This window comes from Nonomuraea sp. KM90, assembly GCF_052246675.1.
Lineage (GTDB): Bacteria > Actinomycetota > Actinomycetes > Streptosporangiales > Streptosporangiaceae > Nonomuraea.
Genome location: NZ_JBQQCB010000134.1, coordinates 1 through 25,281 on the forward strand (window position 1 = coordinate 1; position 25,281 = coordinate 25,281).

Here is a 25,281-nt window from a genome sequence, read left to right on the forward strand (position 1 = left end):
GGGTCGAGGTGGATGCGCTGAGCGAGCGGGAGGTCGTGCGGCGGGTCGCGGTGGCGCTGGAGGCCGGGAAGGGCGGGCGGATCGTCACGCCGAACGTGGACATCTGCCGCGCCGTCGCCACCGACCCCGCGCTGGAAGAGCTGGTGTGCACGGCCGACCTCGTCGTCCCCGACGGCATGCCGCTGGTGTGGGCGGCCAGGCTGCTCGGCACCCCCGTGCCCCAGCGCGTCACCGGCGCCGACCTCATCTGGTCGCTCAGCGAGCTGGCCGCCCGCCACGGCTGGCCCGTCTACCTGCTCGGCGGCCCGCCCGGCGTGGCGCGCAGGGCGGCGGGCCGGCTCGCCAGCCGCCACCCCCGCCTGGCGATCTGCGGCGTGCACGCCCCTCCCTACCACTTCGACGCCACCCCCGAGGGGGCCGCCCGGGTTCGCCGGATGGTGGTCGCCGCGAGGCCCCGGCTGGTGTTCGTCGGGCTCGGCTTCCCCCGCCAGGACCGCCTCATCGCCGACCTGCGGGAGGAGCTGCCGGATGCGTGGTTCGTGGGCTGCGGGGCGGCCATCGCGTTCGCGGCCGGCACGGTGGCCAGGGCGCCGCGCTGGATGCGGCGCGCCGGGCTGGAGTGGGTGTTCCGGCTCGCCGCCGAGCCCGGCCGGCTGACGCGCCGCTATCTGGTCGACGACCTGCCGTTCGCGGTACGCCTGCTCGCCGGCTGCCTGGCCACCCGCATCAGCCGGCGGTGAGGGCGCGGATCCGGGCCGCCTCCTCCTCGCTGAGGCCCCGGGCCCCGTTCAGCAGCGCCTGCCGCGAGTCCATCCGGCGGTAGGCCGTGCGGGACAGGCCGGACCACGCGAAACCCCCGGTCCGGGAGGTGCTCGTGTCGTGGCAGCAGGCCCTGGTGATCCGGCGTTCGGCGGTGGGGGTCCAGGGGAGGCCGGCGTACGCGTACAGGCGCCGGAAGCCGGGCACCGGGTCGGCGGCCAGCGACTCGTACGAGGTGACGAGGATGCCGGGCGTACGGTCCAGGATCGTACGGGTCGCCCGCCACAGCGCGGCCGCCTTGGCCACGCGGTCCCGCGACCCGACGAGCGCCCGCAGCTCCAGCAGCTCGGGATGGTCGCGGACCAGCAGCGGCTGCCCGAGCAGCTCCTGGAAGTGCACCGTCCACCCGAGCCGCTGCCAGCTGGCCACGAACGACACCGGATCCCGTACCAGCGCGATCACCCGGCACCCCAGCCGCCGCGCGAACCAGCCCGCGCTCAGCACCGCGAACGGGTCGTCCAGCAGCGCCCGCCGTCCCGCCAGGCGGCCGAGCGTGAAGGCGGTGCCGTAGCGGAGCAGGCGGGCCAGGTCGTACGGGGAGCGGTTCGCGCGCAGCTCGGCCAGCCAGCGGTAGCGCAGGGCGACCGTGTCGCGGAAGGCGGGCAGCCAGGCGGCGGAGTTGTCGTCGCAGATGTACTGGAACCGGTGCGTCACCCGGGCGGCGAGCACCCCGGGGCAGCGGCCGGGCGGGTGCTGGGGGTTGAGCGGCTCGTTGACGTAGACCAGGTCGCCGCCGGCGGCGAGCATCCGGCCCGTCCAGCTCGTACCGCTCCGGGGCAGGCCCGTCACCAGGACCGTCATGCGGCCGCCCACCGCCGCACGCGCAGCGCCGCGAGGGTGTGGCGGCCGAACGGGTGCAGCCCGTAGCGGCGGTGCAGCTGCCACAGGGGGAGCAGGTTCTTGACGAGCACGCCGCCCGACCAGCCGGCGACCGCCCCGAGCGCGCCGTGCGCCGGGATCAGCGCCAGGTCGAGCAGCACGGTGCAGCCGACCGCGGCCAGCAGGTTGAGCAGGCTGGCGCCGGTGTGCCCGGCGGCTGTCAGCACCACGTCGACCATCCCGCAGGCCGTCGCCACCATCATCGTCCCCGCCAGCACCAGCGCCACCGGCACCGCCGAGTCGTACGAGGGCCCGAACACCTTCAGCACCCACGGCGCCAGCCCCGCGTACGCCAGCCACACCGGCCATGTCAGCAGCATCAGCCAGACCGTGGCCGCCTGGTACAGCTCACCGGCCCGCTCCCGCTCCCCGTCGGCCAGCGCCCTGACCAGCCCCGGCTGCACGGCCTGCGCCAGCCCCTGGTTGGCGAGCTGCCCCACCACCTTGAACCGGGTCGCGGCCGTGTAGACGGCGGCCTGCGCCGGCCCGGCGAGCACCGCCACGATCACGATGTCCACCCGCTGGAACACCGCCTGGATCGCCCCCGCGACCGACCGCGGAGCCGTGTACCGCCACAGGTCCCGCCCGGTCCCCGGCAGGTACGGCGTGCGCGGCACCCGCCCCCGCAACCCGCCCGCCGCGAGGACCAGCACCGGCAGGTACGGCACCCCCCACGCCAGCGGCAACCACCAGACCGCCGCCCCGGCCAGCGCCGCCCCGGCGACCAGCGCGAGCTGGCATGCCGGCACCAGCACGCCCTCCAGCAGCACGGTGGGCCGCATGGCCCCGAACCCTCGGGTGGAGGCCAGCAGCACGTCGGCCGCCACCATGACCGGCAGCAGCCCGGCCAGCGGCCCCAGCCGCGGGTACAGCACGACAGCGGCGCCCGCCGCCACCACGACGCACGGCACGAGCCCCGCCCGGATATATCCGGAAATGCCGCGATAGCCATAGGTCTTGGCACGCGCGATGAAGTAGATCAGCCCGGTCCCGGCGTCCAGCTTCGCGATGCCCGCCGCCATGAGCGCCAGCGCGGTCGCGGTGAAGAAGGCGCCGGCCTCGGCCGCCGGGTACGCCCTGGTCACCACCACCACCAGCACGAACTGCGCCAGCGCGCTGAAGGCCGCCCCCGTGAGCCCCGCCAGCCCCTTCCGGACGCTCACCGCCGCCACGACGGCTCACCGCCCAGCCAGCGGGTCAGCCGCGCGTCGTACGCCTCGAAGTGGTCCCGCAGCGCCTGCCCCAGCACCCGGGGCACCCGGCGCGGCAGCGCGCGGCCGTTGTGCCGCTCGAACGTGGGATAGCCCAGATGCGGCACCCCCAGGAACTCCAGCACCCGGTCGTAGGCGGCCTCCGGCTCCGCGAAGAACCGGTGGCTGTCGAGCACGAGGATGCGTTCGCGGCCGATCAGCGCCTCCAGGCGGTCGAGCTGGTCGGCGTAGCGGCCCCGCGCCAGGTAGCCGTGGTGGCGGTGCGAGTGGTGCAGCGCGAAGGGCGATTCGCGGAGCCGCTCCTCGGCCCCGGCCAGGCGCCTGGCCTCCAGCTCCAGGGCGTACTCGAAGTGCGACTCGGTCTCGAAGCCTCTGGCCAGCTCGTGGGCGTGCGCGGAGCAGGCCCGTTCCACCGGGTCGCGGACCAGCACGATCAGCTTGACGCCGGGCAGGTCGATGGCGATGCGCTCCCCGGCCAGGGGATGGAACAGGTAGTAGGGGGAGGATTCGTACGCCTGGGCGCGCGTGCCGTACCGGTGGCCGAGCAGGGCCGCGCTCACCCGCAGCGGGAAGTGCGCCTGGTACCAGGCCATCCCGCGCCAGTAGGCGACGTCGAAGTAGTGCACGCCCTTGTGCAGGACCGGTTTGAGGAGCAGCGGGTGCTGGGCCAGCGCCCGGTAGAGGGAGGTCGTGCCGCACCGCTGCGCCCCCGCGATCAGGAACGATGGCAGCACGCGCGCCCCTGACGTGAACCGGCCCGTTGCCCGCGACAATGACAGCACCGATCGCTTCATGGTCCTCACGTGAGCAGCTCCTCGTGGTCGACGGCCGGATTGAGCCAGGACTCCGGCGGCCCGAGCGGCGCGTGGCCGTCGGCGGCGTGCCGGTTGGCCAGCGCGATGAGGTAACGCAGCGCGGTCTGCCTGGCCGTCGCCGCGGACAGGCCCAGGGGAGCCAGCAGCCGTACGGCCCCGGCCACGCACGCCCGCGCCGCCACCGGCGGCTCCATCCGGCGCAGCGCCCGCTGGAAGAAGTGGTGCACGGCGTCGAACCCGTAGGGGACGCCGACCTCGTACCGTTCCCAGTCCCAGACCAGCAGCCGCCCGTCGCGGGAGCGGCAGATGTTCCACGGGGCCAGGTCCCCGTGCCAGGCCGGGCGCGCGCCGCCGGTGCCCGCGATCTCCTTGACCGCCGCCAGCAGCAGCGGCTCCGGCACCCGGCCGCGCCGCACCGGCAGCGGCGACAGGGCCAGCACGGACAGGCCCCGCCAGTCGCCGTGGTGCAGCACGGACGGGGTGGCGATCGTGCTCAGGGGCAGACCGGCCAGCCTGCGCAGGGCCGCCGCCTCGGTGCTGATCAGCTCGCGGGCCCGCGCACTGTCGCCGATCTTCACGAACGCCAGCCGCCGCCCGTCCGCGCGGGCCTCCAGGATGGGCTTGCGGTTGGCCCGCAGCGCGGGACGTACGTGCAGGACGGTCTCGACCGGCCGGTGGAAGACCTCGCTCAGATGCGCCGCGATGGACCCCTCGACCGGCACCACGACCTGCGACCCGAGATGCCACCAGCGGCGCGGCGCGAGCCGCCGGGGCACGGCGGGGTGCGGCAGCACGGTGTACGCCCGGGGCGACCCGGAGCCGGGATACAGCAGCCGCACGGTCTCCGCGAGGTAACCAAGTCGGACAGCCGCATCGCTCATGAATTCCTCCACAGGAGGGCGAACGAGATGAGATACAGGCTGAGCGGCGTGACCAGGCCGTCGTAGATGAACATGTAGAGCAGTACGAGCCCCATCACGAGCACCCCGGCCAGCCCGATGGGGCTGCGGTCACGCCAGTGGCGGCGGATCGCCCCCAGGAAGAACGCCACGTAGAGGGCCGCCCCCGTGAACCCCTGCGTGATGATCAGTAGCCAGAGTTGCCCGTCGCTCCCCAGCGGCGGGTGCCCGCAGGTCGCGCACCACTCGGTCTTGCCGGTGGTGATCGTCCGGTGGTTGCCCATGGCGTTGCGGGTGTTGCCGTATCCGATGACCGGCGAGTGGCCGGCCGCGGTGAGGGTGGCGGTCACGGTGAAGGCCCGGATGTCGTTGGAGTGCGGTCTGTCCAGCCGCTGCGCGAACAGCGGGGCCAGCGGGCTCAGCATGAACGCCAGCGCCGCCGCCACGACCGCCCCGCAGAGCGCCACCCTGGTACGCCCGCCCACCCGGACGATCACGTAGAGCACGGCCAGGCCGAGCCCGATCCACAGGCCGCGGTTGAGCGAGTAGACGACGGGGATCGCCGCCAGGGCCAGCACCACGGCCACGAACGCCCGGTGCCGCGCCCGGCCGTACACCCACCAGCCGACCACGAACCAGACCAGCAGCACCGACGCGTTGCTGCCCCAGGCGTTGGCCCACTCGTACGGCGCCTCGGGTCTCGGCGAGGCGAACCCCAGCACCTTCTGCGTCTGCGCGGCGGTGGGATGGATGAGGTTCTGCACGAACGAGTTCCCGCTGATCCACTCGGGCAGCAGCAGCTCCACCGGCGAGGTGAAGGCGAAGGCGGGGAAGAACACGCCGAGCAGCCCACCCGCGACCGTGGTGACGAACAGCACGCCGAGCATCCGCACCAGGCGCAGCTGCGGCAGCTCCCGCTCGGTGAGATTGCCCAGGTAGAGCAGCACGACGAGGACGGAGCAGTAGAGCGCCAGCCGCATGGAGTAGCCGACGATCCGGCCCGCCCCCAGCTCGCCGTACGTGCCCGGCGGCGTCTCCGCCAGCATCAGCGCGCTCACCAGGTAGCCGGCCAGCAGCAGCACCCACAGCCCGAACCCGCGCGGCACCTTGATCGGCCGGCGCCGCCACAGCACCACCGCCATGGGCACGGCCAGCACGATCACCGACAGCCCGCCGAACCCGAGCGCCCACCAGACCGGATAGCCGACCAGCAGCGCCCCGATGGGCCAGGCGGGCCCTCTCACGTCGGCTTGCCCGGCCGCCGCGGGTGGTGGACGGCCTGCATGGGCGTGGTCTCGGCCGACACGCTGGGCTCCAGCTCGCCGGTCGCGACGAGCTTGCCGAGCGAGGTGTGCGGGCGCGGCTCCAGCAGGGGTACGAACGACGGCACCGCGTCGGTGGCCGTCACCGCGCCGACGATCGGCACGTCGTGCCGGGCCAGCTGGCGTACGGTGGCCGCGACCTCCACGGAGGTGACCCGGCCCAGCCCGAGCAGCAGCACGGCCGCGTCCGCCCTGGCCAGGTCGCGCACGTCGGAGCCGTCGAGCACGACCAGCGGCGCGCTGACGGCGAGCGGCTCGGCCAGCGACGAGGCGTACAGGTCGGCGGGCAGGGCCCTGACCAGCAGCCGCTTGCCCGGGCACGCGGAGACCACGGCGCAGGCCAGCTCGTGCAGCACGCCGTGCTCGCGCGGGCTCGACAGGTCGGCGAGCACCGGCAGGCCGGTGAGGCGTTCGACGTCGGCGGGCGTGCGCAGGCGGGTGTCGAGGCGGTCGCGGGCGTACGCGGCGGCCGAGCCGAGCAGCAGGCCCGCCATGAGCCCGGTGCCGAGGTAGAGGGGCAGGCTGGGGGAGCTGGGCGCGGTCGGCGGCGTGGCCTGGCCGATGACCGTGCCGGGGGTCACCGCGACCGTCCTCAGCGCGTCGTACTTGAGCGCCAGGTTGGCCGCCTGCCGGTTGAGCACGCCCTGGCGCTGGGTGGCGATCGCGTGCTCCGGGCTGCCCTTGGTCAGGCCGTCGAGCTGCTTGATCACGAGGTCGATCCCGGCGTTGACCTGCTTGAGCTTGCTCAGCACGGCCTCCTGCTGCTCGGCCATGGAGGTCAGCGCGCTCTCGCGGCGATGGGCCAGGTACGCCTCGGCGTAGGCCCGGGACTGCGTGGCCGCGACGGCGGGGTCGGCGGCGGTCACCGAGATCCACAACACCGCCGAGTTGGGCGGCACGGAGACCTCGACCGGCTCGGGGACGGCGAGCCCCAGGGTTCTGGCCGCCCGGGCCGCGACCACGGCCGACTGCGCGACCTGGGCCTCGGTGTCGAGGTTGAGCGCCTCGCGCTGGCGGTTGGTCACCTGGTTGGCCGGCTCCTGCGGGCCGATCGGCATGACCAGCACCTGCGTGGTCGCGGTGTAGGAGGGAGGGGTGAGGCGCATCAGCGCGAGTCCCGCGGTGCCGCCGAACACGACGCAGCCCACCAGGAGCAGCCACCGCCTGCGCAGCAGCGAAAGATGCTCGTCCAGGTCGGTGCCGGAGCTCATGTGCGCCCACTATAGGGCGGACGGTCATTACCCATGTTGAATACTCAAGATTTTCTCCGGTAAGGCCATAAAGAAGCTCCCCGATAAAGCGAAATATCCGGAAATGCGGAACGTTACTTGACCGCCACGAACTGGGGAGACTTCCACACTGGCTGAAGTTCCAGGAATGACATGGCAAGGTTCAGGAGTGAGAGGCGGGGGTCGTTCGACGAGGGAGTTGGAAGGCTTTGCAGCTACGGGGAATTTCGCTGAAAGCAACATCCGGCGGTGCCATTCTGGCCGTGGCCGCGGTGCTGGCCGCCTGCTCCGGCGCGGAGGGCTCCAACGCCCTGCCGCCGGCCGAGGCCCCTGCGGTGAAGGAGGTCGCGGGATCGCCCGCCTGTACGGCCACCTCCAGGCTCATCCCGTCCTGCGGCGCCTGGTGGGGCATGGCGCCCGAGGTCTTCACCGGCGCGCCGGTGGAGCAGGCGCTGCACGGCGCGGAGTCGCGCATGGGCGCCGCGGCCGACGTGCTGCACGTCTATCACCGGGGCAGCGAGCTGTTCCCCACCGCGGCGGAGGTCCGGCTCGCCCGAGACCCGGCCAGGCCGCGGCTGCTCATGATCAACTGGAAGCCGTCGTTCGACCACACCTGGGCGGAGATCGCCCGCGGGGCCCTCGACGCCCGGATCGACCGGCTGGCCGCCTACCTCAGGCGCACCTTCCCCGAGCGGTTCTTCCTCACCCTGCACCACGAGCCGGAGAACGACGTCGACTCCTCGTCGGGCTCGGGCATGCAGGCCACCGACTACGCGGCCATGTTCCGGCACGTGGTGCTCAGGCTGCGGGCCGGCGGGGTGAAGAACGCCGTCGTGGTCATGACGTACATGGGGGCGCCCAACTGGGCGGCCAAGTCCTGGTTCGAGGACCTCTACCCGGGTGACGACGTGGTCGACTGGGTGGCCATGGACCCGTACGCCGACGACCGGGTGCACGACTTCGAGGGGCTCGTGAACAAGACGCGCAAGGAATATCCGGAGTGGCCGGGGTTCTACCGGTGGATGCAGGCGCGCTTCCCCGGCAAGCCGGTCATGGTGGCCGAGTGGGGGGTGTTCGAGCGGCCGCACGACCGCTCGTTCAAGCGGAAGTTCTTCGAGTCGGTGCTCAAGCAGATCAAGCGCTATCCGCAGATCAAGGCGCTGCTCTACTTCGACTCGCCGCAGGCGCCGCGCGGCGACACGAGCTTCGACTCCGATACGGGGGCCGACAAGGCGTTCAGCGAGCTGGCTCGAGATCCGTACTTTCGCTCGACGCCCGTGCCGCGGCCCTGACCCGCAGGCGCCAGCCCGCGATCGTGACCGCGACGGCCGCCGCGAGCGCCCAGACGGTGAGGGTGTTGCTCGCGTCGAGCAGCTTGAGCGCGGAGGCGAGCAGGACGATCGCCAGCAGGGCCCTGATCAGGCCGCCGGGGGCGCGCGAGGAGATCCTGGCGCCGAGGTAGACGCCCGGGATCGAGCCGATGAGCAACGACACCGTGAGGTCCAGCTGGAAGTCGCCGAACAGCAGGTGGCCGAGCGCGGCGGCGGTGACCAGCGGCACGGCCTGCACCAGGTCGGTGCCGACGAGCTGGTTGGCCTTGAGCGCCGGATAGAGGACGAGCAGGGCCACGATGATCAGCGAGCCCGATCCGACGGAGGAGACGCCGACCACCACACCGCCCACCATACCGACCAGTAGGGTCGGAATTGGGCGCACGACGATGTCGTGGGTGCTCGACTCGCCACCCCTCGAGCCGAGCCAGCTCTTGATCGCCATGCCCGCGACGGCCAGCAACAGGGCGACGCCGAGGGCGTACTTGACCGCGTCGGTGACCGCGAACGCCCGGGCCAGGAAGACCCCGCAGAAGGCGGCCGGCACCGAGCCCGCGCACAACCAGCCGACCAGGCGCAGGTTGACGGTGCCGCGGCGCAGGTGCACGACGCTGCCGACCGGCTTCATCACGGCCGAGGCGACCAGGTCGCTGGAGACCGCGGCCAGCGGCGGCACGTTGAAGAACAACATCATCATCGGGGTCATGAGAGCCCCGCCGCCCATCCCGGTCAGCCCGACCACGACGGCGACGAGGAAGGACCCGCCGATCAGCGCCCAGTCCGCGCTCAACGGTCGATCACCGCTCCTCCTTCGCTCCGCGGAGTGCCCCGCTCATCGGCCGCCACTCCGCTCGGCGCGTCGGGTCCGCTCCGTCAACGGATCCACCCTCCGCCCTTCAGCGTGTCCAGCACCCGGGACACGGCCGCCTCGACCGAGATGTGCGTGGTGTCGATCACCAGGTCGGCGTCGTCCGGCTCCTCGTAGGGGTCGGAGATGCCGGTGAACTCGGGGATGAGACCGGCGCGGGCCTTGGCGTACAGGCCCTTGCGGTCGCGCCGCTCGCACTCCTCCAGCGGCGTGGCGACGTGCACCAGCAGGAAGTCCGCGCCGACCGACTCGACCATCTCGCGCACCTCCTCGCGGGTGCCCGCGTACGGCGCGATCGGGGCGCAGATGGCCAGGCCGCCGTGGCGGGCGGTCTCGGCGGCGACGAAGCCGATGCGGCGGATGTTCAGGTCGCGGTCGGCCTTGGAGAAGGTCAGGCCCTTGGACAGCAGGTGGCGCACCACGTCGCCGTCGAGGTAGGTCACCGTCCGGGTGCCGAGCTCCAGCAGCGTGTCGCGCAGGCCGCGGGCGATCGTGGACTTGCCCGAGCCGGACAGGCCGGTGAAGAACACCACCAGGCCGCGCCGGTGCGGCGGGCCGGGGATGTGCACGGGGTCGGGGCCCGCAAGGTGCTCCGCCGCGCCGTAGGCGGTGGCGACGTGCTCGCGCAGCTCCAGGTCGATCTCGGGCTCGTCGCGCGGAGCCAGGGGCACCGACACGACGATCGTGTCCGCGGGGAGCTTCTCCTTGGCGCGCAGCGCGGCGCGGACGACGGCCGGGCCCGCCTCGCCGTACGAGAGGGGGAGCAGCATGATCGCCGCGCCCAGGTCCTGGGCCGTGCCGACGATCTCGGAGAGGTCGTCGAGGGGCCCCCGCATGGTGACGGCCAGCGCGGGCCGCCCGCCCAGCTCGTCCTTGACCTCGGCCGGGGTGCGCCGCAGGCGCGCGAACGGCCCGTGCTCCGGCGCGCTCAGGCCCTTGACCGGGCCCGAGGTCAGGCCGTCGGGCTCGCGGGCGGTCACGGTGAGCGCGGCCAGCGCCAGGCCCTCGGGGTCGAGCAGCGTGACCTCGTCGCCGGGGGAGACGTCGGCGGGCAGGTAGAGGGTGACGGCCGCGGGCCACCGGGTGCCGTCGGCCAGGGTGCCGCGTTCGTGCACCGCGTGCAGGTCGTCGTGGCCCAGGAACCCCGTCAGCGGCTCGAACGCGCCGGAGAGCAGCAGCTCGAGGTCGGCCAGCTCGCGCGGGTCGGGGGTCCACTCCACGATGCCTACATCCCAACTATTCCGATTGAATTGGTAGGAAAGAAGTCTAGCGACTGGTACCAGTGTGTCGCTAGACCGCACCCCGCACGACCGTCCCCCCTGCCCCGCACGGCGCGGGGCGCCGGGTCAGATGAGCCGGGCGAAGTGGTGCTGGGGTTTCCTGATCACCATGGTGATCTCGTCGTGGGAGGCGGGGAAGCGGCCGTTGGTCAGCCGGGCCATCAGCGTGACGGCGGCGGCGCCGATCCGGCCCGTGCGGGCCGGGCCGCTGGTGTTGCGCTCGTCGTCGGTGATCATGAGGCCGCGGCTGAGGCAGAACGCGTACAGGCCGTCGCTCGACGCCAGCGGCTCGTACACGGCCGGCAGCGGGCCCGGCGTGCCCCTCCTGACCAGGACCCGCCACAGCAGGCGGCGCACCAACGACGGCATGATGCGGTCGAGCAGGCCGTAGGCCGACCTGCGGTCGCGCATGCGCAACAGCACCAGGCCGCCCGGCCGCAGCGACTGCAGCAGCCGGTCGAACACCAGCTCGGCGTGTCTGACCCGTTCCAGCAGGAAGGAGAGCTGGATGACGTCGAAGGCCCTGGGCGGCAGCGGCACGCAGCGCAGATCCCCCAGCGACCAGGCGACCAGGTCGGCCCGCTCCTCCAGCACCCTCCTCACCGCGGGGTGGTCCTCGTCGGCCCCGGTGGCCCTCGTCTCGACGTGGTCGAGCACCAGGGGTTCGTCGTGCGCGCACCCGGCGACCAGCACGTCGAGCCGCCTGATCGGCTGCCCGGCACAGTGCTCGCGGACCCGCTCACCGAAGAGGTCGCCTCGCTGGGCGACCGATCGCACCTCAGACATGTGACCTACAGTAATCAATCAATCGGTATCAGTAATGCATTTCCCTGCTAGCGTCCTGGCTCGTGAGCGATCGGGTCTACGTGGGCAACGCCGGTGCGGACGCGGCCCTGGACCGGGGGTGGTTGCTCGGTCACTTCAAACCCCCGGGCGATCCAAGGCACAGCGACGATGTCGAGATCAAGTGGGGCGTGCACCCTCCCGGCGACGAGCGCGCGGAGTGGGTCAGGGGCGAGGACCGCACCGCCCTGCTCGTCCTGATCAGCGGCCGGTTCCGGGTGGAACTGCCGGGCCGCAGCGTGTTGCTGGCCGAGCCCGGCGACTACGTGGTCTGGGGCAAGGGCGTCGACCATTCCTGGCGGGCGGAGGTGGAGTCCACCGTGCTGACCGTTCGCTGGCCGTCGGTGCCCGGCTACCGCGTCGGCTGACGGTGGGTGTGGCGAGTAGTCTTGAAGGGACCCCCGCGACCTGACCCGGCCGGGGGTAGTCGTGTTGCCGTCGTGGGGCTGTGGGCGTATCTGATGAGTCTTTCCGGACTGCTTGACCTTGTTCGCGCCGACCCGAAACTGACCGCCGCTCTCGAAGAGGGCGGCGATGTGTCGCTGATCGCGCCGTCCGCGCTGAGGCCGTTCGGCGTGGCCGCGCTGGCCGGGCACGACCAGCGGACCGTGCTCGCCGTCACCGCGACCGGGCGCGAGGCGGAAGACCTGGCCGCCGCGCTGACCAGCCTGATCGAGCCGAGCCTGGTGGCGGTGTTCCCGACATGGTAGACGCTGCCGCACGAGCGGCTCTCGCCGCGCAGCGACACCGTGGGCCAGCGGCTGGCGGTGCTGCGCCGGCTGGCGCACCCGGTCAAGGGCGACGCCGCGGCCGGGCCGCTCAGCGTGATCGTGGCCCCGATCAGGGCGTTGCTGCAGCCGATCGTGAAGGGGCTCGGCGACCTGGAGCCCATCAGGCTGCGCGCCGGTGACGACGCGGACCTCGACGAGGTGGTCACCAACCTGGTCAACAACGGCTACCACCGGGTGGACATGGTGGAGAAGCGCGGCGAGGTGGCCGTGCGGGGCGGGCTGCTCGACGTGTTCCCGCCGACCGAGGAGCACCCGCTGCGGCTGGAGTTCTGGGGCGACACGGTCGAGGAGATCCGCTGGTTCAAGGTGGCCGACCAGCGCTCGCTGGAGGCGGCCGAGGACGGCCTGTTCGCGCCGCCGTGCCGCGAGCTGCTGCTGACCGACGAGGTCAGGGCCAAGGCGCGGGAGCTGGCCGAGGAGCACCCGGCGCTGGCCGAGGTGCTCGACCAGCTCGCCGAGGGCACGCCGGTCGAGGGCATGGAGGCGTTCGCGCCGGTGCTGGCCGGGGAGATGGACCTGCTGCTCGACCACCTGCCGGCCAGGTCGGCGGTGTTCGTGTGCGACCCCGAGCGGATCAGGGGGCGCAGCGAGGAGCTCGTACGCACCTCGCAGGAGTTCCTCGAAGCCTCCTGGATCAACGCGGCGGCCGGCGGCGAGGCGCCGATCGACCTGGGCGCGGCCGCGTTCCGCTCGCTGGAGGAGATCCGCGGGCACGCCGACGTGCTGGGCCAGCCCTGGTGGACGATGGCGCCGTTCGGCAACGGGGTGGAGCTGGACGCGCAGGACTCCGAGGCCTACCGCGGCGACACCGCCAAGGCGCTGGCCGACATCAAGGGCTGGCTGGCCGACGAGAAGGCGGTCGTGCTGCTCAGCGAGGGCCACGGGCCGGCCGAGCGCATGGTGGAGCTGCTCAAGGGTGTCGACGTTCCCGCACGGCTGCGGAAATATCTCGACAAGGCGCCTGAGGCGAAGGTCGTCCACGTCTCGACCGGCCTGATCGAGCACGGCTTCATCACCCCCAACCTGGCCGTCCTCACCCACCTCGACCTGGTCGGGCAGAAGGCCTCCACCAAGGACATGCGGCGCCTGCCCTCCCGCCGCCGCAACATGGTCGACCCGCTCCAGCTCAAGGTCGGCGACCACGTGGTGCACGAGCAGCACGGCGTGGGCCGCTACATCGAGATGGTGCAGCGCACGGTGCAGGGCGCCACCCGCGAATACCTGGTCATCGAATACGCCAAGGGCGACCGCCTCTACGTGCCGACCGACCAGCTCGACGAGGTCACCCGCTACGTCGGCGGCGAGGCGCCCACGCTCAACCGCATGGGCGGCGCCGACTGGGCCAAGGCCAAGTCCCGGGCGAAGAAGGCGGTCAAGGAGATCGCCGGGGAGCTGATCAGGCTCTACTCCGCCCGGATGGCCTCGCCCGGGCACGCGTTCGGGGCCGACACGCCGTGGCAGCGGGAGATGGAGGACGCCTTCCCGTACGCCGAGACCGGCGACCAGCTGGAGGCCATCGACGAGGTCAAGCGCGACATGGAGCGCGGCATCCCGATGGACCGGCTGATCTGCGGCGACGTCGGCTACGGCAAGACCGAGATCGCGGTGCGCGCGGCGTTCAAGGCGGTGCAGGACGGCAAGCAGGTCGCGGTGCTGGTGCCCACGACGCTGTTGGTGCAGCAGCACATGTCCACCTTCGCCGAGCGCTTCTCCAGCTTCCCCGTGGCGATCAAGGCGGTCTCGCGCTTCCAGACCGACGGCGAGGTCAAGGGCACGCTCGAAGGTCTCCGGGCGGGCGCGGTCGACGTGGTGATCGGCACGCACCGGCTGCTCAGCCCCGAGGTCAGGTTCAAGGACCTGGGGCTGATCATCATCGACGAGGAGCAGCGGTTCGGCGTCGAGCACAAAGAGGCGATGAAGCACCTGCGCACCCAGGTGGACGTGCTGGCCATGTCCGCCACGCCGATCCCGCGCACGCTGGAGATGGGGCTGACCGGCATCCGCGAGATGTCCACGATCCTCACGCCGCCGGAGGAGCGCCACCCGATCCTCACGTTCGTGGGGCCTTACGAGGAGAAGCAGATCGGGGCCGCGATCCGGCGCGAGCTGATGCGCGACGGCCAGGTCTTCTTCGTGCACAACCGGGTGGCCTCGATCAACCGGGTCGCGGCGCGGCTGCGGGAGCTGGTTCCCGAGGCGCGCATCGCGGTGGCCCACGGGCAGATGAACGAGCACCAGCTCGAGAAGATCATGGTGGGCTTCTGGGAGCGCGAATACGACCTGCTGGTCTCCACCACGATCGTCGAGTCCGGGCTCGACGTGCCCAACGCCAACACGCTGATCGTGGACCGGGCCGACAACTACGGCCTGTCGCAGCTCCACCAGCTCCGCGGCCGGGTCGGGCGAGGCAGGGAGCGCGGTTACGCGTACTTCCTCTACCCGCCGGAGAAGCCGCTGACCGAGACCGCCCACGAGCGGCTGGCGACGATCTCGCAGCACACCGAGATGGGCGCGGGCATGTACGTCGCGATGAAGGACCTGGAGATCCGCGGCGCGGGCAACGTGCTGGGCGCCGAGCAGTCCGGGTTCATCGCGGGCGTCGGCTTCGACCTGTACGTCCGGCTCATGGCCGAGGCCGTGCAGGAGCAGAAGGCCAAGCTGTCGGGCGTCGAGGTGCAGGAGGAGCAGCACGACGTCAAGGTCGAGCTGCCGATCAACGCCCACATCCCGCACGACTACGTGACCTCCGAGCGGCTGCGGCTGGAGGCGTACAAGCGGATCGCGGCCATCAGCTCCCCGGCCGACATCGACGAGGTGCGCGACGAGCTGACCGACCGCTACGGCAAGCCCCCGGCGGAGGTGGAGAACCTCCTGGAGGTCGCCATGTTCCGGATCAAGGCCCGCTCCGCCGGGCTCACGGACGTCACGCTGCAGGGGCAGAACATCAAGTTCGGCCCGGCCAGGCTCAAGGAGTCGCAGCAGGTCCGGCTCGACCGGCTGTACAAGAAGGCGATATACAAGCAGGCGGCGGAGACGTTGCTGGTGCCGGTCCCGAAGACCAAGCCCCTGGGCGGGCAGCCGCTGCGCGATCTCGACCTGCTCAAATGGTGCGGTGACCTGGTCGAGGCGATGTTCCTCGAGCCCGCACGGGTAAGCTAGCGGCGGTTTTCGGGTCGGAAAGGGACGTACGTGAAGTCGATACGAGTGGCTGTGGCCGCCGCAACGGTGGCCGTGGCACTGACCGCCTGCTCCTCCCCCATGCAGGCCGGGGCCGCGGCCGTGGTCGGGAACGAGCGCATCTCGACGAGCAAGCTCAACACGGACACGCAGGCTTACCTCGCCGCGCTGAAGCGGGCCAAGCTGGACGAGTCGGCGCTGGGCGTGCCGGTCACCCAGGTCGTGCTGCAGCGCCTGGTCAACGTGAGCGTGTCCAGGCAGCTCATGGCCCGGCACAACGTCCAGGTGAGCGAGACGGAGGTCGACGCCGCGCTCAAGGACCCGGGGCAGTTCGAGTCGCCCGAGATCAACCTGCTGGCCAACGGAGTCTCGCCGAACGACGCCCGCGACTACGGCCGGGTGATGGTGGGCCTGTCGAAGCTGCAGCAGAAGTTCGGCCAGGCCGGGCAGCAGCGGCTGGTCGCGGAGTTCAGCTCGATCAAGCCGGTCTTCAACCCGCGTTACGGCACGCTCAACCCGCAGCGCTCGGAGCAGAACCCGGCGCTGTTCGTCGACACCGGCAGGTTCGGCAAGCTCACCCAGCAGGCGCAGCCGCAGCCGCAGCAGGGCTGATCGTGCCGCTGATCGTCGTCACCACCTCGCCCAGGGTCGCGCCGGGCCTGCTGAGCCACCAGGCCTGGCAGGCGCTGCGCTCCGGGCCGGTGCTGACCGCCTCCGCCGCCCATCCGCAGCTTCCCTACCTGGCGGAGGCCGGGGTCGAGGTCGAGGTCGTCGAGCCGGACCCGTCCGGGCTGGCGCGGCGGGCGGTCGCCGAGACCGTGGTGTGGCTCTCCGAGCAGGACGGCGAGAACTTCATGCGGGCCGTCGGGCACGCCGCGGTCGCGCTGGCGGAGCCGCCGGTGATCGAGGTCGTGCCGGGGTCGTACGACCTGCCGGGCGCGCGGGTGCTCGACCTGGTCGCGGTGATGGACCGGCTGCGCACCGAGTGCCCGTGGGACCGCAAGCAGACGCACGAGACGCTGGTGCCGTACCTGCTGGAAGAGGCCTACGAAGTGCTCGAGACCATCGAGCGGGGCGACTACCAGGCGCTCCGGGAGGAGCTGGGCGACCTGCTGCTGCAGGTGGTGTTCCACGCCCGGGTGGCCGACGACTTCGACATGGACGACGTGGCGGCCGGGATCGTGGACAAGCTCGTCCGCCGCCACCCCCACGTGTTCGGCTCCGTACGCGTCGAGAGCGCGGACGAGGTCAACGACAACTGGGACGCGATCAAGGCGGCCGAGCGGGCGGCCAAGGGCACGGAGTCGGTGCTCGACGGGGTCCCCATGGGGCAGCCGGCACTGTCGCTGGCCGCCCAGCTGGTGCGCCGGGCCGAGCGGGCCGGGGCGCCGGAGTCGTTGTCGGCCGCGGTCGGGCAGGGGATCGCGCGGGAGCTGTTCGACCTGGTGCGGCGGGCCGCCGAGGGCGGGCTGGACGCCGAGGCCGAGCTGCGCGCGGCGGCGCGGTCGTACCGTGACCGGGTGCGCGCGTGGGAGTCGTCCGGCCAGGACCGGGGCTGACCGGCGGGGGCGCAGGCCCGTGCAGTCTTCGGGTGCGGGCGTACCGATAGGCTCTGATGGCATATTGCCTTTCGATTTAGGAGCGCATCCCGTGGCTACCATCGAGGTCGTATACGCTCGCGAGATCCTCGACTCCCGGGGCAACCCGACGGTCGAGGTCGAGGTGGTGCTCGACGACGGCAGCACCGGCCGCGCGGCCGTGCCGAGCGGGGCGTCCACCGGCCAGTTCGAGGCGGTCGAGCTGCGTGACGGCGGCAAGCGCTATGGCGGCAAGGGCGTGGAGAAGGCCGTGCTCGCCGTGACCGACGAGATCTTCGACGAGATCAGCGGCGTCGAGGCCGAGGACCAGCGCATCATCGACCAGATCATGATCGACCTGGACCGCACGCCCAACAAGGCCAAGCTCGGCGCCAACGCCATCCTGGGTGTCTCGCTGGCCGTGGCCAAGGCCGCCGCCGACGGCGCCGACCTGCCGCTCTTCCGCTACCTGGGCGGCCCCAACGCCCACGTGCTGCCGGTGCCGATGATGAACATCCTCAACGGCGGCGCCCACGCCGACACCAACGTGGACATCCAGGAGTTCATGATCGCGCCGATCGGGGCGGAGACGTTCCGCGAGGCCGTGCGCATGGGCACCGAGGTCTACCACGCGCTCAAGAGCGTGCTGAAGGAGAAGGGCTACGCCACGGGCCTGGGCGACGAGGGCGGCTTCGCGCCCAACCTGCCCTCCAACCGCGACGCGCTCGACCTGATCCTGGTCGCCATCGAGCGGGCCGGCTACGTGCCGGGCGAGGACATCGCGCTGGCGCTCGACGTGGCCGCCTCCGAGTTCCACAAGGACGGCGTCTACACGATCGACGGCAAGGGCCTGTCGGCGCAGGAGCTCATCGCCTTCTACGAGGACCTGGTCGCCAACTACCCGCTCGTCTCGATCGAGGACCCGCTCGACGAGGAGGACTGGGAGGGCTGGAAGGCCATCACCACCTCGCTCGGCGACAAGGTGCAGCTCGTCGGCGACGACCTGTTCGTGACCAACCCCGAGCGGCTGGAGCGGGGCATCAAGGACGGCGCGGCCAACGCCCTGCTGGTCAAGGTCAACCAGATCGGCACGCTGTCGGAGACGCTCGACGCCGTGGACCTGGCCCACCGCAGCGGCTACCGGTGCATGATGAGCCACCGCTCCGGCGAGACCGAGGACACGACGATCGCCGACCTCGCCGTGGCGGTCAACTGCGGCCAGATCAAGACCGGCGCCCCGGCCCGCTCGGACCGGGTGGCGAAATACAACCAGCTGCTGCGTATCGAGGAGCTCCTCGACGACGCCGCCCGCTACGCGGGTCGCGCGGCGTTCCCGCGTTTCCGGCGCTAGTTTCGAGTACGGCTCGCGGCACCCCGATCCGGCCGCGAGCCGCACTTGAGGGGGTGTGCAGCAAATGGCGAAAAGGCCGCAGCTGACCGGGCGGGCCGCCATCCTGGCCGTCGTGGTGTGCGCGATCGCGATGAGCCTGGCCTACCCTGTGCGCGAATACATCAGCCTGCGCCGCAGCATCTCGGAGCTGCGGGCCGAGAAGGCCAGGGTCGAGGCCGAGAAGCAGGCGTTGCTGGCCCGTGACCGGCAGAGCGACGATCCCAACTGGATCAAGAAGACGGCCAAGGAACGGCTGCACTACTGCGGGCCCGGCGAGAAGTGCTATGTGGTGATGGAGCCCGAACAGGGCAAGGAACAGACGGCCGTGAAACAGCCGGCGACGGTGCCGCCGTGGTATCAGACGCTCTGGGAGTCCGTGGAGGCCGCCGACAAGGGCACCGGTCGCCGGGCTGTGACGGGGAAGGAAAGCGTTGGACAGTAAGGACGTCGAGGTCGTACGGGAGCAGCTCGGGCGGCCGCCCAGAGGGCTGCGCGCGGTCGCGCACCGCTGCCCGTGCGGCAACCCCGACGTGGTGGAGACCGCGCCGCGGCTGCCGGACGGCTCGCCCTTCCCGACCCTCTACTACCTGACCTGCCCCAAGGCGGCCTCCGCCATCGGCACGCTGGAGGGCTCGGGGCTGATGCGCGAGATGCAGGCCAGGCTGGCCACCGATCCCGAGCTGGCGGCCTCCTACCGCGCCGCGCACGACGACTACGTGGCCAGGCGCGACAGGGCGGCGCAGGAAGAGGGCCTGGCGCCGCTCCCGCGCGACATGCAGAGCACGGGGGGAATGCCGCAGCGGGTCAAGTGCCTGCACGCGCTCGTGGCGCACGAGCTGGCGGTGCCCGGGGCCAACCCGTTCGGCAGGGAGGCGCTGGACGCTCTCCCCGACTGGTGGAGTGACGGACCATGCGTGTAGCCGCCATCGACTGCGGCACCAATTCCGTACGCCTGCTCATCGCCGACGTCGAGCGGGACGAGCTCGGCGACGTCGAGCGGCGGATGGAGATCGTCCGGCTCGGCCAGGGCGTCGACAGGACCGGCCGGCTGGCGCCGGAGGCCCTGGAGCGCACGTTCGCGGCCATGCGCGGCTACCAGGAGCTGATCGACCGGCACGGCGCCACCGCCACGCGCGTGGTGGCCACGAGCGCGACCAGGGACGCGGCCAACCGGCAGGAGTTCGTGGACGGCGTCCGCAAGATCTTCGGGGTGGAGCCCGAGGTGGTGACGGGGGCCGAGGAGGCCGAGCTGTCGTTCACGGGCGCGACCAGGGGGCTGGTGCACCTGTCGCCCGAGACGGAGGTGCCTCAGGGCCCGCTGCCTCCCTACCTGGTGGTGGACATCGGCGGCGGCTCCACCGAGTTCGTGGTCGGCTCCGAGCACGCGCAGGCGGCACTGTCGGTGGACATCGGCTGCGTACGCCTGACCGAGCGGCATCTGCGCGACGCCGGTGACCCGCCGTCGGCGCCGGCCCTGGAGGCCGTGGTGGCCGACATCGAGGCCGCCCTCGACGGGGTCGAGGCGGAGGTCCCCGTCCGGCAGGCGCACACGCTGGTGGGCCTGGCGGGCTCGGTGACGACGGTGGCGGGCATCGCGCTCGACCTGCCGGCCTACGACTCCGCCCGCATTCACCACTCGCGGATTTCCGCCGAGCAGGTGCACGACGTCACGCGGCGGCTGCTCGCGATGACCCATAGTGAGCGCGCGGCTCTGCCCGTGATGCATCCCGGGAGGGTTGACGTGATTGGCACCGGCGCGCTAATTCTTGACCGCATCGTCCGTCGTTTCGCGTTCTCGCAGGTCGTCGTGAGCGAACACGACATCTTGGATGGAATCGCCTGGTCCCTTGCCGGATAGCTGAAGAAATCCGGACATTTCCGATCCGCGGGTCGTGTTGAGCGTGCAATCACTATTGTGATTAGGTAAAGGGGCATTACGGGGGCTTTGCCATATCGCTGTGCGCGAAAGGCGCTGGCGTGGCGACCGTTCCCGAGCGCGTCTCTTCCCTCACGGAATGGAGCACTCTCACATGATGTCTGTTGGGTTAGCACGCAGGGCCGCTGCGTTCGGCGCGTCGGCCGCGGTGCTGGCCACCATGGCCGCGGGCCTGGTCGCCGGCCCCGCGCAGGCTGCCACCTCGGCCACGGCCGCGGGCAAGGCCGCGTCGGGACCCAAGGTCTCGGTCTCCGCGCCGAAGGCCTCTCCCGGTGACTACGAAGGTTCCTGCCCGGCCAAGGTGAACTTCTCGGCCAAGATCAAGGTGCCTGTCAAGGGCAAGACGGAGCTGGCCTATCGCTGGCTCCACGGTGACGGGTCCAAGAGCAAGGTCAACGTGATCAAGCTCAGCGGCAAGGGCACCAAGACGGTGACGGTCAAGCAGTCCATCACCTTCAAGGAAGACGTCAAGGGCTGGGAGGCCGTTCAGGTCCTCGGTCCGAAGAAGGTCACTTCCAAGAAGGGCTACTTCGCCGTCGACTGCCAGAAGCCGCAGGAGAACGTGCGTACGCACCTCGACGTCTCGGTCAGCGCCCGCGCCTGGGCCAGCCCGAGCTCGTACGCCGGCCCCTGCACCCCCGGCGACAAGATCGACTTCGTCGGCCTGATCGAGACCACCCGCCCGACGTGGGTGCGTTACCGCTGGGTCCTCAACGGTGACGTCGTCGACTACGGCAAGATCAAGGTCCGCGACGCGCGCAAGGTCGGCTTCGGCATCTCCCCGCGTCACAGCCAGCGCGGCTGGGCGCAGCTCGAGATCCTCGGCCCTGACGGCACGTCCTCCAACCGGGCCTACTACAAGGTCTGGTGCAAGGACGGGTACGAGGCCCCCAAGCCTCAGCCCACCAAGGTTGCCGGCTCCATCTCGGTTGAGACGAAGAGCGACTGCTCGGTCGCCGCTAGCGGTCAGATCACCTCGACCGGCGCCGGTCGGGTGAACTACAGCTGGTCGCTGAACGGCACCGTGGTGAGCAGTGGCTACACCTACTTCGACCGTGACGGCGGCGTGCACTCCATCGCGGGGTTCACCTCCGCGCTGGCCGGTGACGCGGCCAAGGGCGGGAGGGTGACGTTCTCGATCACCGGACCGAACAACGGTGACACCATCACCAGGTCCTACGAGGCCTGCAAGGCGCCTGCTCCGGCCTCCGCGCCGGAGGCCACGCCTTCGGCCTCGGCCCCCGCGCCGTCCGCCTCCTGAGCGGAACGACGTTGATCGGCTGAACCGGGTGGCACCTTCGGGCGCCACCCGGTTTTTCGGTTGCCACTATTCTGCTTTGCACAGTAGTGTGCATCGCGTGGACAGCAGCCAGCTCCTCAAGGGCGTGCTCGACCTGGCCGTGCTGGCCGTGCTCGACGAACGTGACGGCTACGGCTACGACGTCGTGCGCAGGCTCAGGGAGGCCGGTCTGCAGGACGTGGGCGACGCCTCCGTCTACGGCACGCTGCGCCGCCTGTTCAAGGCCGGCGCGCTGACCTCTTACGTGGTGGCCTCCGACGAGGGGCCGCACCGCAAGTACTACGGGCTCAACGACGTCGGCAGGGAGATGTACGCCGCCTCGGCCAAGACCTGGGCCTCCTTCTCGGCCACCATGGCAGCCCTGCTCAAGGAGGGACAAGCATGACCCCCGAACAGTACGCCCAGGCCGTACGGGAGGCTCTGGCCGGCCATCCCGAGCGGGAGGAGTTGCTGGAAGACCTCGACGACCACCTGGCCGAGATCGCCGCGGACCCCGGCCTGCCGCTGGAGGACCGGCTCGGGCCGCCCGAGGCCTACGCCGAGGAGCTGGCGGCCGCGTACGGGGAGCGCCCCGAGCGGGGCCCCAGGAAGCGCCTGGACCCGCGCGCGTGGGCCCGGAGGGCGCATACCGGGCTGATGGGACAGGGGCCCTACAGGAGCTTCGTGGGCTTCCTGCCGGAGTTGCGGCCGGGGTGGTGGGTGCTGCGCGGCTACGTGCTGGCCATGCTGCTGCTGTCCATGACGGGCGAGGGGCAGGTCGCCCCGGAGAACCCCGCCGACTGGGCCGTCGTGGCGGCCGGGGTCTGGGTCTCGGTCTGGTTCGGCCGGCGGCGCAGGAGGCGGCCGGTGGTGCTGGTGGCGCTGGCGGCCAACGTGGTGGCCTCCTTGGCGCTGCTCGCGGGCCTGGCGCAGGCGGAGTCGCCGCAGCCGCGGGAGGTCTACATGGCCCAGCCCGACGTGTGGATGCGGCAGGCGTCGTCCGACGGCGTCTACAACATCCAGCCCTACGCCAAGGACGGCACCCCGCTGACCGACGTCTACCTCTACGACCAGGACGGCAACCCGCTCACGACCGATCCCGAGGACTACGGCTACGAGGTGGACCGGTCATGTGGCGAGCCGGTGCTCAACCGCTATCCGCTGCCGCTGGTCGAGCAGCGGGCGGCACTGGCGGCGGAGACGGGCCCGTCGCCCACGCCGTCGGCGTGTCCCACCCCGGAGCCGGCCCCGGTCCCGGCGGCCACGGCGACGCCCGCGCCCGTCCCCACGCCCGCGAAGACGCCCGCGAAGACGCCGGCGAAGGACTGATCGGGCACCATCGGTGTCATGAGTTTCGTACCTCCTGGCACCGGCTGGCCCGACGACCCCGCGACCGCTGACACGCCGGTCGCGCTCGATCCCGCCGACGTGCGCCGCCTCGCCGCCGCCAGCGGCACCCTCGCGGAGCTCACCGCCAGGCAGTCCGTCTGCCGCGCGTGCCCCCGCCTGGTGGAGTGGCGCGAGGAGGTGGCCGAGGTGAAGCGGCGCGCGTTCGCGGAGGAGACGTACTGGGGCCGTCCCGTCCCCGGGTGGGGCGCCGAGCAGCCGCGGATCCTGCTGGTCGGGCTGGCGCCGGCCGCCCACGGGGGCAACCGGACCGGGCGCATCTTCACCGGCGACCGCAGCGGCGACTGGCTGTTCGCCTCCCTGCACCGCAGCGGCCTGGCCGCGCGGGAGACCAGCACGCACGCGGGGGACGGCCAGCGGCTCCTGGGGACGCGCGTGCTGGCCTCCGTGCGCTGCGCCCCGCCCGCGAACAAGCCGGCGCCGTCGGAGAAGGCCACGTGCTTCCCGTGGATGGCGCGGGAGGTGGCGCTGGTCGCGCCGGACGTACGGGTGATCGTGGCGCTGGGCGGCTACGCCTGGCAGGCGATGTGGCCCGCGCTCAAGGACGCCGGCTACGCGCTGCCGCGCAGCCGGCCGCCGTTCGGCCACGGGGCCGAGGTCGAGGTCCGGTACGGCGATGCCCCCGTCACGCTCGTCGGCTGCTACCACCCGAGCCAGCAGAACACCTTCACCGGCCGCGTCACCGCCCAGATGCTGGACGACGTCTTCTCGAGGGCCAGGTCACTGGCTGTGTGACGCGTCCCACCATCCCCCGATTGGATTCGTCGAAAGCGAGGACGTAGGCTTGTGAATGCTTTCACAAGCACTCTCCACGAGGGATGGGGCCTCAGGATGAACAAGCACATTTTGATCGTCGGCGGTGGCTACGTCGGCCTGTACACGGCGCTCCGGCTGCAGCGCAAGCTCCACCGGGAGCTGCGCGGCGGCGAAGCCCGCATCACCATCATCGACCCCCAGTCCTACATGACCTACCAGCCGTTCCTGCCTGAGGCCGCGGCGGGCAACCTGTCGCCGCGCCACATGGTGGCCCCGCTGCGGCGGATCCTCCCGAAGGTCCGCATACTCAACGGAACGGTGACCAAGATCAATCACTCCGAGCGTACCGTCACCTTCCGGCCCGCCGAGGGGGAGGGCCGGAAGGTGGCCTACGACGTGATCGTGATGGCCGCGGGCTCGATCTCCCGCACGCTGCCCATTCCGGGGCTCACCGACATCGGCATCGGCTTCAAGACCGTCGGTGAGGCCATCGCGCTGCGCAACCGCGTGCTGCACCTGCTCGACGTGGCCGAGTCGACCGACGACCCGGAGATCAAGCGCAGGGCGCTGACGTTCGTGGTGGTGGGGGCCGGCTTCGCGGGCGTCGAGGCGCTGGCCGAGCTCGAGGACATGGCGAAGGACTCCACCCGCTACTACCGCAACATCGAGCCGTCCGACCTGCGCTGGGTGCTCGTGGAGGCGACGAACCGGGTGCTGCCCGAGGTCGGCCCCGAGATGGGCAAGTGGACGCTGGAGCAGCTGCGCGAGCGCGGCATCGACGTCAAGCTCGAGACCCGCCTGGTGTCCTGCGAGGGCGGCCACGTGGTGCTGTCGGACGGCTCGGAGTTCGAGGCCGAGACCCTCGTGTGGACCGCCGGGGTCAAGCCCAGCCCCGTGGTGAACGACAGCGACCTCCCGCTCGACGAGCGCGGCCGGATCAAGGCCACCGCCACGCTCACGGTGGCGGGCACGCCCGACGCCTTCACCGCCGGGGACGCCGCGGGGGTGCCGGACGTGACGAACCCGGGCCAGTACTGCGCCCCGAACGCCCAGCACGCGGTGCGCCAGGCCAAGGTGCTCGCCGACAACATCGTCCGCCTCCTGCGCGGGCAGGAACTGGTCGAATACCGCCACAAGTATGTCGGATCGGTGGCCGGTCTCGGCCTGCACCAGGGCGTCGCCAATGTCTATGGCGTCAAGCTTCGCGGATTCCCTGCGTGGTTCATGCACCGGACCTACCATCTGTCGCGGGTGCCGACGCTGAACCGCAAGGTCCGTGTCGTCGTCGATTGGACCCTGGCCCTGTTCTTCAAGCGAGAGACGATCTCTCTGGGTGAGATGGAGCACCCGCGCGAGGGCTTCAGGGCCGCCGTGGCGACGACTCGCCGCTAGCCCAGGTACGGCAGCGCCCCGGCGATCATCGCCGGGGCGTTTTCGGCACCCCTGGTCGCAAGCAGAAGGGGTACCACGGG

23 protein-coding genes and 1 pseudogene are annotated in these 25,281 nt (G+C 71.6%); 15 read left to right on the top strand and 9 right to left on the bottom strand.

Annotation, left to right across the window (positions count from 1 at the left end; translation table 11 throughout):
• On the top strand, positions 1–740 hold a 740-nt coding region (locus ACTWPW_RS54000), incomplete at its 5' end, for a WecB/TagA/CpsF family glycosyltransferase (protein ID WP_443173556.1).
• Here the strand turns inward: ACTWPW_RS54000 and ACTWPW_RS54005 are convergent.
• The 6 genes from ACTWPW_RS54005 to ACTWPW_RS54030 are packed head-to-tail and all read right to left on the bottom strand — an operon-like array spanning position 727 to position 7,156.
• Positions 727–1,620 carry a sulfotransferase gene (locus ACTWPW_RS54005; RefSeq protein ID WP_443173557.1) on the bottom strand — a complete coding sequence of 298 codons (894 nt, stop codon included), beginning with the start codon at positions 1,618–1,620 and terminating at the stop codon, positions 727–729. The genes ACTWPW_RS54000 and ACTWPW_RS54005 overlap by 14 nt on opposite strands.
• Positions 1,617–2,861 carry a lipopolysaccharide biosynthesis protein gene (locus ACTWPW_RS54010; RefSeq protein ID WP_443173558.1) on the bottom strand — a complete coding sequence of 415 codons (1,245 nt, stop codon included), beginning with the start codon at positions 2,859–2,861 and terminating at the stop codon, positions 1,617–1,619. Before ACTWPW_RS54010 ends, ACTWPW_RS54005 begins: the two co-directional genes overlap by 4 nt.
• Positions 2,858–3,703 (bottom strand): sulfotransferase domain-containing protein, encoded by an 846-nt coding sequence (locus tag ACTWPW_RS54015; protein WP_375113503.1) that lies wholly within the window; start codon positions 3,701–3,703, stop codon positions 2,858–2,860. Before ACTWPW_RS54015 ends, ACTWPW_RS54010 begins: the two co-directional genes overlap by 4 nt.
• Before the next feature lie 5 nt (positions 3,704–3,708).
• Positions 3,709–4,605, bottom strand: coding sequence for a hypothetical protein (locus ACTWPW_RS54020; RefSeq protein ID WP_443173559.1), 897 nt, complete (start codon positions 4,603–4,605; stop codon positions 3,709–3,711).
• A complete protein-coding gene (locus ACTWPW_RS54025; RefSeq protein WP_375113284.1) occupies positions 4,602–5,867 on the bottom strand; it encodes a hypothetical protein in 1,266 nt (421 codons plus the stop codon). Before ACTWPW_RS54025 ends, ACTWPW_RS54020 begins: the two co-directional genes overlap by 4 nt.
• Positions 5,864–7,156, bottom strand: coding sequence for a Wzz/FepE/Etk N-terminal domain-containing protein (locus ACTWPW_RS54030; protein WP_443173560.1), 1,293 nt, complete (start codon positions 7,154–7,156; stop codon positions 5,864–5,866). Before ACTWPW_RS54030 ends, ACTWPW_RS54025 begins: the two co-directional genes overlap by 4 nt.
• A 281-nt stretch (positions 7,157–7,437) precedes the next feature.
• Between ACTWPW_RS54030 and ACTWPW_RS54035 the strand changes: the two genes are divergently transcribed.
• Positions 7,438–8,466, top strand: coding sequence for a glycoside hydrolase family 26 protein (locus tag ACTWPW_RS54035; RefSeq protein WP_443173561.1), 1,029 nt, complete (start codon positions 7,438–7,440; stop codon positions 8,464–8,466).
• Here ACTWPW_RS54035 and ACTWPW_RS54040 read toward each other — a convergent pair.
• The 3 genes from ACTWPW_RS54040 to ACTWPW_RS54050 form a co-directional block, all read right to left on the bottom strand.
• Positions 8,411–9,295: a sulfite exporter TauE/SafE family protein gene (locus ACTWPW_RS54040; RefSeq protein ID WP_443173562.1), complete on the bottom strand. Its 885-nt coding sequence runs from the start codon at positions 9,293–9,295 to the stop codon at positions 8,411–8,413. The two genes, ACTWPW_RS54035 and ACTWPW_RS54040, sit on opposite strands and share 56 nt — an antisense overlap.
• An 83-nt stretch (positions 9,296–9,378) precedes the next feature.
• Positions 9,379–10,593, bottom strand: coding sequence for an adenylyl-sulfate kinase (gene cysC, locus ACTWPW_RS54045; RefSeq protein ID WP_443173563.1), 1,215 nt, complete (start codon positions 10,591–10,593; stop codon positions 9,379–9,381).
• A 126-nt stretch (positions 10,594–10,719) separates the two neighbouring features.
• Complete coding sequence (locus ACTWPW_RS54050) at positions 10,720–11,439, bottom strand: methyltransferase domain-containing protein (RefSeq protein WP_443173564.1); 720 nt, start codon at positions 11,437–11,439, stop codon at positions 10,720–10,722.
• A gap of 62 nt (positions 11,440–11,501) precedes the next feature.
• Between ACTWPW_RS54050 and ACTWPW_RS54055 the strand changes: the two genes are divergently transcribed.
• The 13 genes and pseudogenes from ACTWPW_RS54055 to ACTWPW_RS54115 all read left to right on the top strand — a co-directional run bounded on the left by ACTWPW_RS54055 (position 11,502) and on the right by ACTWPW_RS54115 (position 25,201).
• The gene (locus ACTWPW_RS54055; protein ID WP_443173565.1) at positions 11,502–11,864 is read left to right on the top strand and encodes a signal peptidase I; all 363 of its coding nucleotides are present in this window, start codon (positions 11,502–11,504) and stop codon (positions 11,862–11,864) included.
• A gap of 93 nt (positions 11,865–11,957) precedes the next feature.
• A pseudogene (mfd, locus tag ACTWPW_RS54060) lies at positions 11,958–15,446 on the top strand (transcription-repair coupling factor).
• A gap of 30 nt (positions 15,447–15,476) precedes the next feature.
• Positions 15,477–16,076: a SurA N-terminal domain-containing protein gene (locus tag ACTWPW_RS54065; RefSeq protein WP_443173566.1), complete on the top strand. Its 600-nt coding sequence runs from the start codon at positions 15,477–15,479 to the stop codon at positions 16,074–16,076.
• 2 nt (positions 16,077–16,078) lie between these two features.
• Positions 16,079–17,023 (top strand): MazG family protein, encoded by a 945-nt coding sequence (locus ACTWPW_RS54070; protein WP_443173567.1) that lies wholly within the window; start codon positions 16,079–16,081, stop codon positions 17,021–17,023.
• Between the two features lie 91 nt (positions 17,024–17,114).
• Complete coding sequence (gene eno, locus ACTWPW_RS54075; RefSeq protein ID WP_443173568.1) at positions 17,115–18,392, top strand: phosphopyruvate hydratase; 1,278 nt, start codon at positions 17,115–17,117, stop codon at positions 18,390–18,392.
• Positions 18,393–18,456: 64 nt separating this feature from the next.
• Positions 18,457–18,873, top strand: a complete 417-nt coding sequence (locus ACTWPW_RS54080) for an FtsB family cell division protein (protein WP_375113294.1) — start codon at positions 18,457–18,459, stop codon at positions 18,871–18,873.
• Entirely contained in the window at positions 18,863–19,351 is a 489-nt protein-coding gene (locus ACTWPW_RS54085) for a DUF501 domain-containing protein (RefSeq protein WP_375113295.1), read from the top strand. The genes ACTWPW_RS54080 and ACTWPW_RS54085 overlap by 11 nt, the downstream gene beginning before the upstream one ends.
• Complete coding sequence (locus ACTWPW_RS54090) at positions 19,342–20,289, top strand: Ppx/GppA phosphatase family protein (RefSeq protein WP_375113296.1); 948 nt, start codon at positions 19,342–19,344, stop codon at positions 20,287–20,289. Before ACTWPW_RS54085 ends, ACTWPW_RS54090 begins: the two co-directional genes overlap by 10 nt.
• Before the next feature lie 172 nt (positions 20,290–20,461).
• Positions 20,462–21,628 carry a hypothetical protein gene (locus tag ACTWPW_RS54095; RefSeq protein WP_443173569.1) on the top strand — a complete coding sequence of 389 codons (1,167 nt, stop codon included), beginning with the start codon at positions 20,462–20,464 and terminating at the stop codon, positions 21,626–21,628.
• Positions 21,629–21,725: 97 nt separating this feature from the next.
• Complete coding sequence (locus tag ACTWPW_RS54100; protein WP_364129007.1) at positions 21,726–22,052, top strand: PadR family transcriptional regulator; 327 nt, start codon at positions 21,726–21,728, stop codon at positions 22,050–22,052.
• Positions 22,049–22,975, top strand: coding sequence for a hypothetical protein (locus ACTWPW_RS54105; protein ID WP_443173570.1), 927 nt, complete (start codon positions 22,049–22,051; stop codon positions 22,973–22,975). The genes ACTWPW_RS54100 and ACTWPW_RS54105 overlap by 4 nt, the downstream gene beginning before the upstream one ends.
• Before the next feature lie 18 nt (positions 22,976–22,993).
• Positions 22,994–23,788, top strand: coding sequence for a uracil-DNA glycosylase (locus ACTWPW_RS54110; RefSeq protein WP_375113299.1), 795 nt, complete (start codon positions 22,994–22,996; stop codon positions 23,786–23,788).
• 96 nt (positions 23,789–23,884) lie between these two features.
• Entirely contained in the window at positions 23,885–25,201 is a 1,317-nt protein-coding gene (locus ACTWPW_RS54115; RefSeq protein ID WP_375113300.1) for an NAD(P)/FAD-dependent oxidoreductase, read from the top strand.
• Positions 25,202–25,281 lie beyond the last annotated feature (80 nt).

What these genes read in the sequence shown, in the direction of transcription:
- ACTWPW_RS54050 (WP_443173564.1), bottom strand. Translation starts at nt 11,439, where the DNA reads ATGTCTGAGGTGCGATCGGTCGCCCAGCGAGGCGACCTCTTCGGTGAG.
- ACTWPW_RS54005 (WP_443173557.1), bottom strand. Translation starts at nt 1,620, where the DNA reads ATGACGGTCCTGGTGACGGGCCTGCCCCGGAGCGGTACGAGCTGGACG.
- ACTWPW_RS54095 (WP_443173569.1), top strand. Translation starts at nt 20,462, where the DNA reads ATGATGTCTGTTGGGTTAGCACGCAGGGCCGCTGCGTTCGGCGCGTCG.
- ACTWPW_RS54080 (WP_375113294.1), top strand. Translation starts at nt 18,457, where the DNA reads ATGGCGAAAAGGCCGCAGCTGACCGGGCGGGCCGCCATCCTGGCCGTC.
- ACTWPW_RS54110 (WP_375113299.1), top strand. Translation starts at nt 22,994, where the DNA reads ATGAGTTTCGTACCTCCTGGCACCGGCTGGCCCGACGACCCCGCGACC.
- ACTWPW_RS54020 (WP_443173559.1), bottom strand. Translation starts at nt 4,605, where the DNA reads ATGAGCGATGCGGCTGTCCGACTTGGTTACCTCGCGGAGACCGTGCGG.
- ACTWPW_RS54015 (WP_375113503.1), bottom strand. Translation starts at nt 3,703, where the DNA reads ATGAAGCGATCGGTGCTGTCATTGTCGCGGGCAACGGGCCGGTTCACG.
- ACTWPW_RS54115 (WP_375113300.1), top strand. Translation starts at nt 23,885, where the DNA reads ATGAACAAGCACATTTTGATCGTCGGCGGTGGCTACGTCGGCCTGTAC.
- ACTWPW_RS54105 (WP_443173570.1), top strand. Translation starts at nt 22,049, where the DNA reads ATGACCCCCGAACAGTACGCCCAGGCCGTACGGGAGGCTCTGGCCGGC.
- ACTWPW_RS54090 (WP_375113296.1), top strand. Translation starts at nt 19,342, where the DNA reads ATGCGTGTAGCCGCCATCGACTGCGGCACCAATTCCGTACGCCTGCTC.
- ACTWPW_RS54030 (WP_443173560.1), bottom strand. Translation starts at nt 7,156, where the DNA reads ATGAGCTCCGGCACCGACCTGGACGAGCATCTTTCGCTGCTGCGCAGG.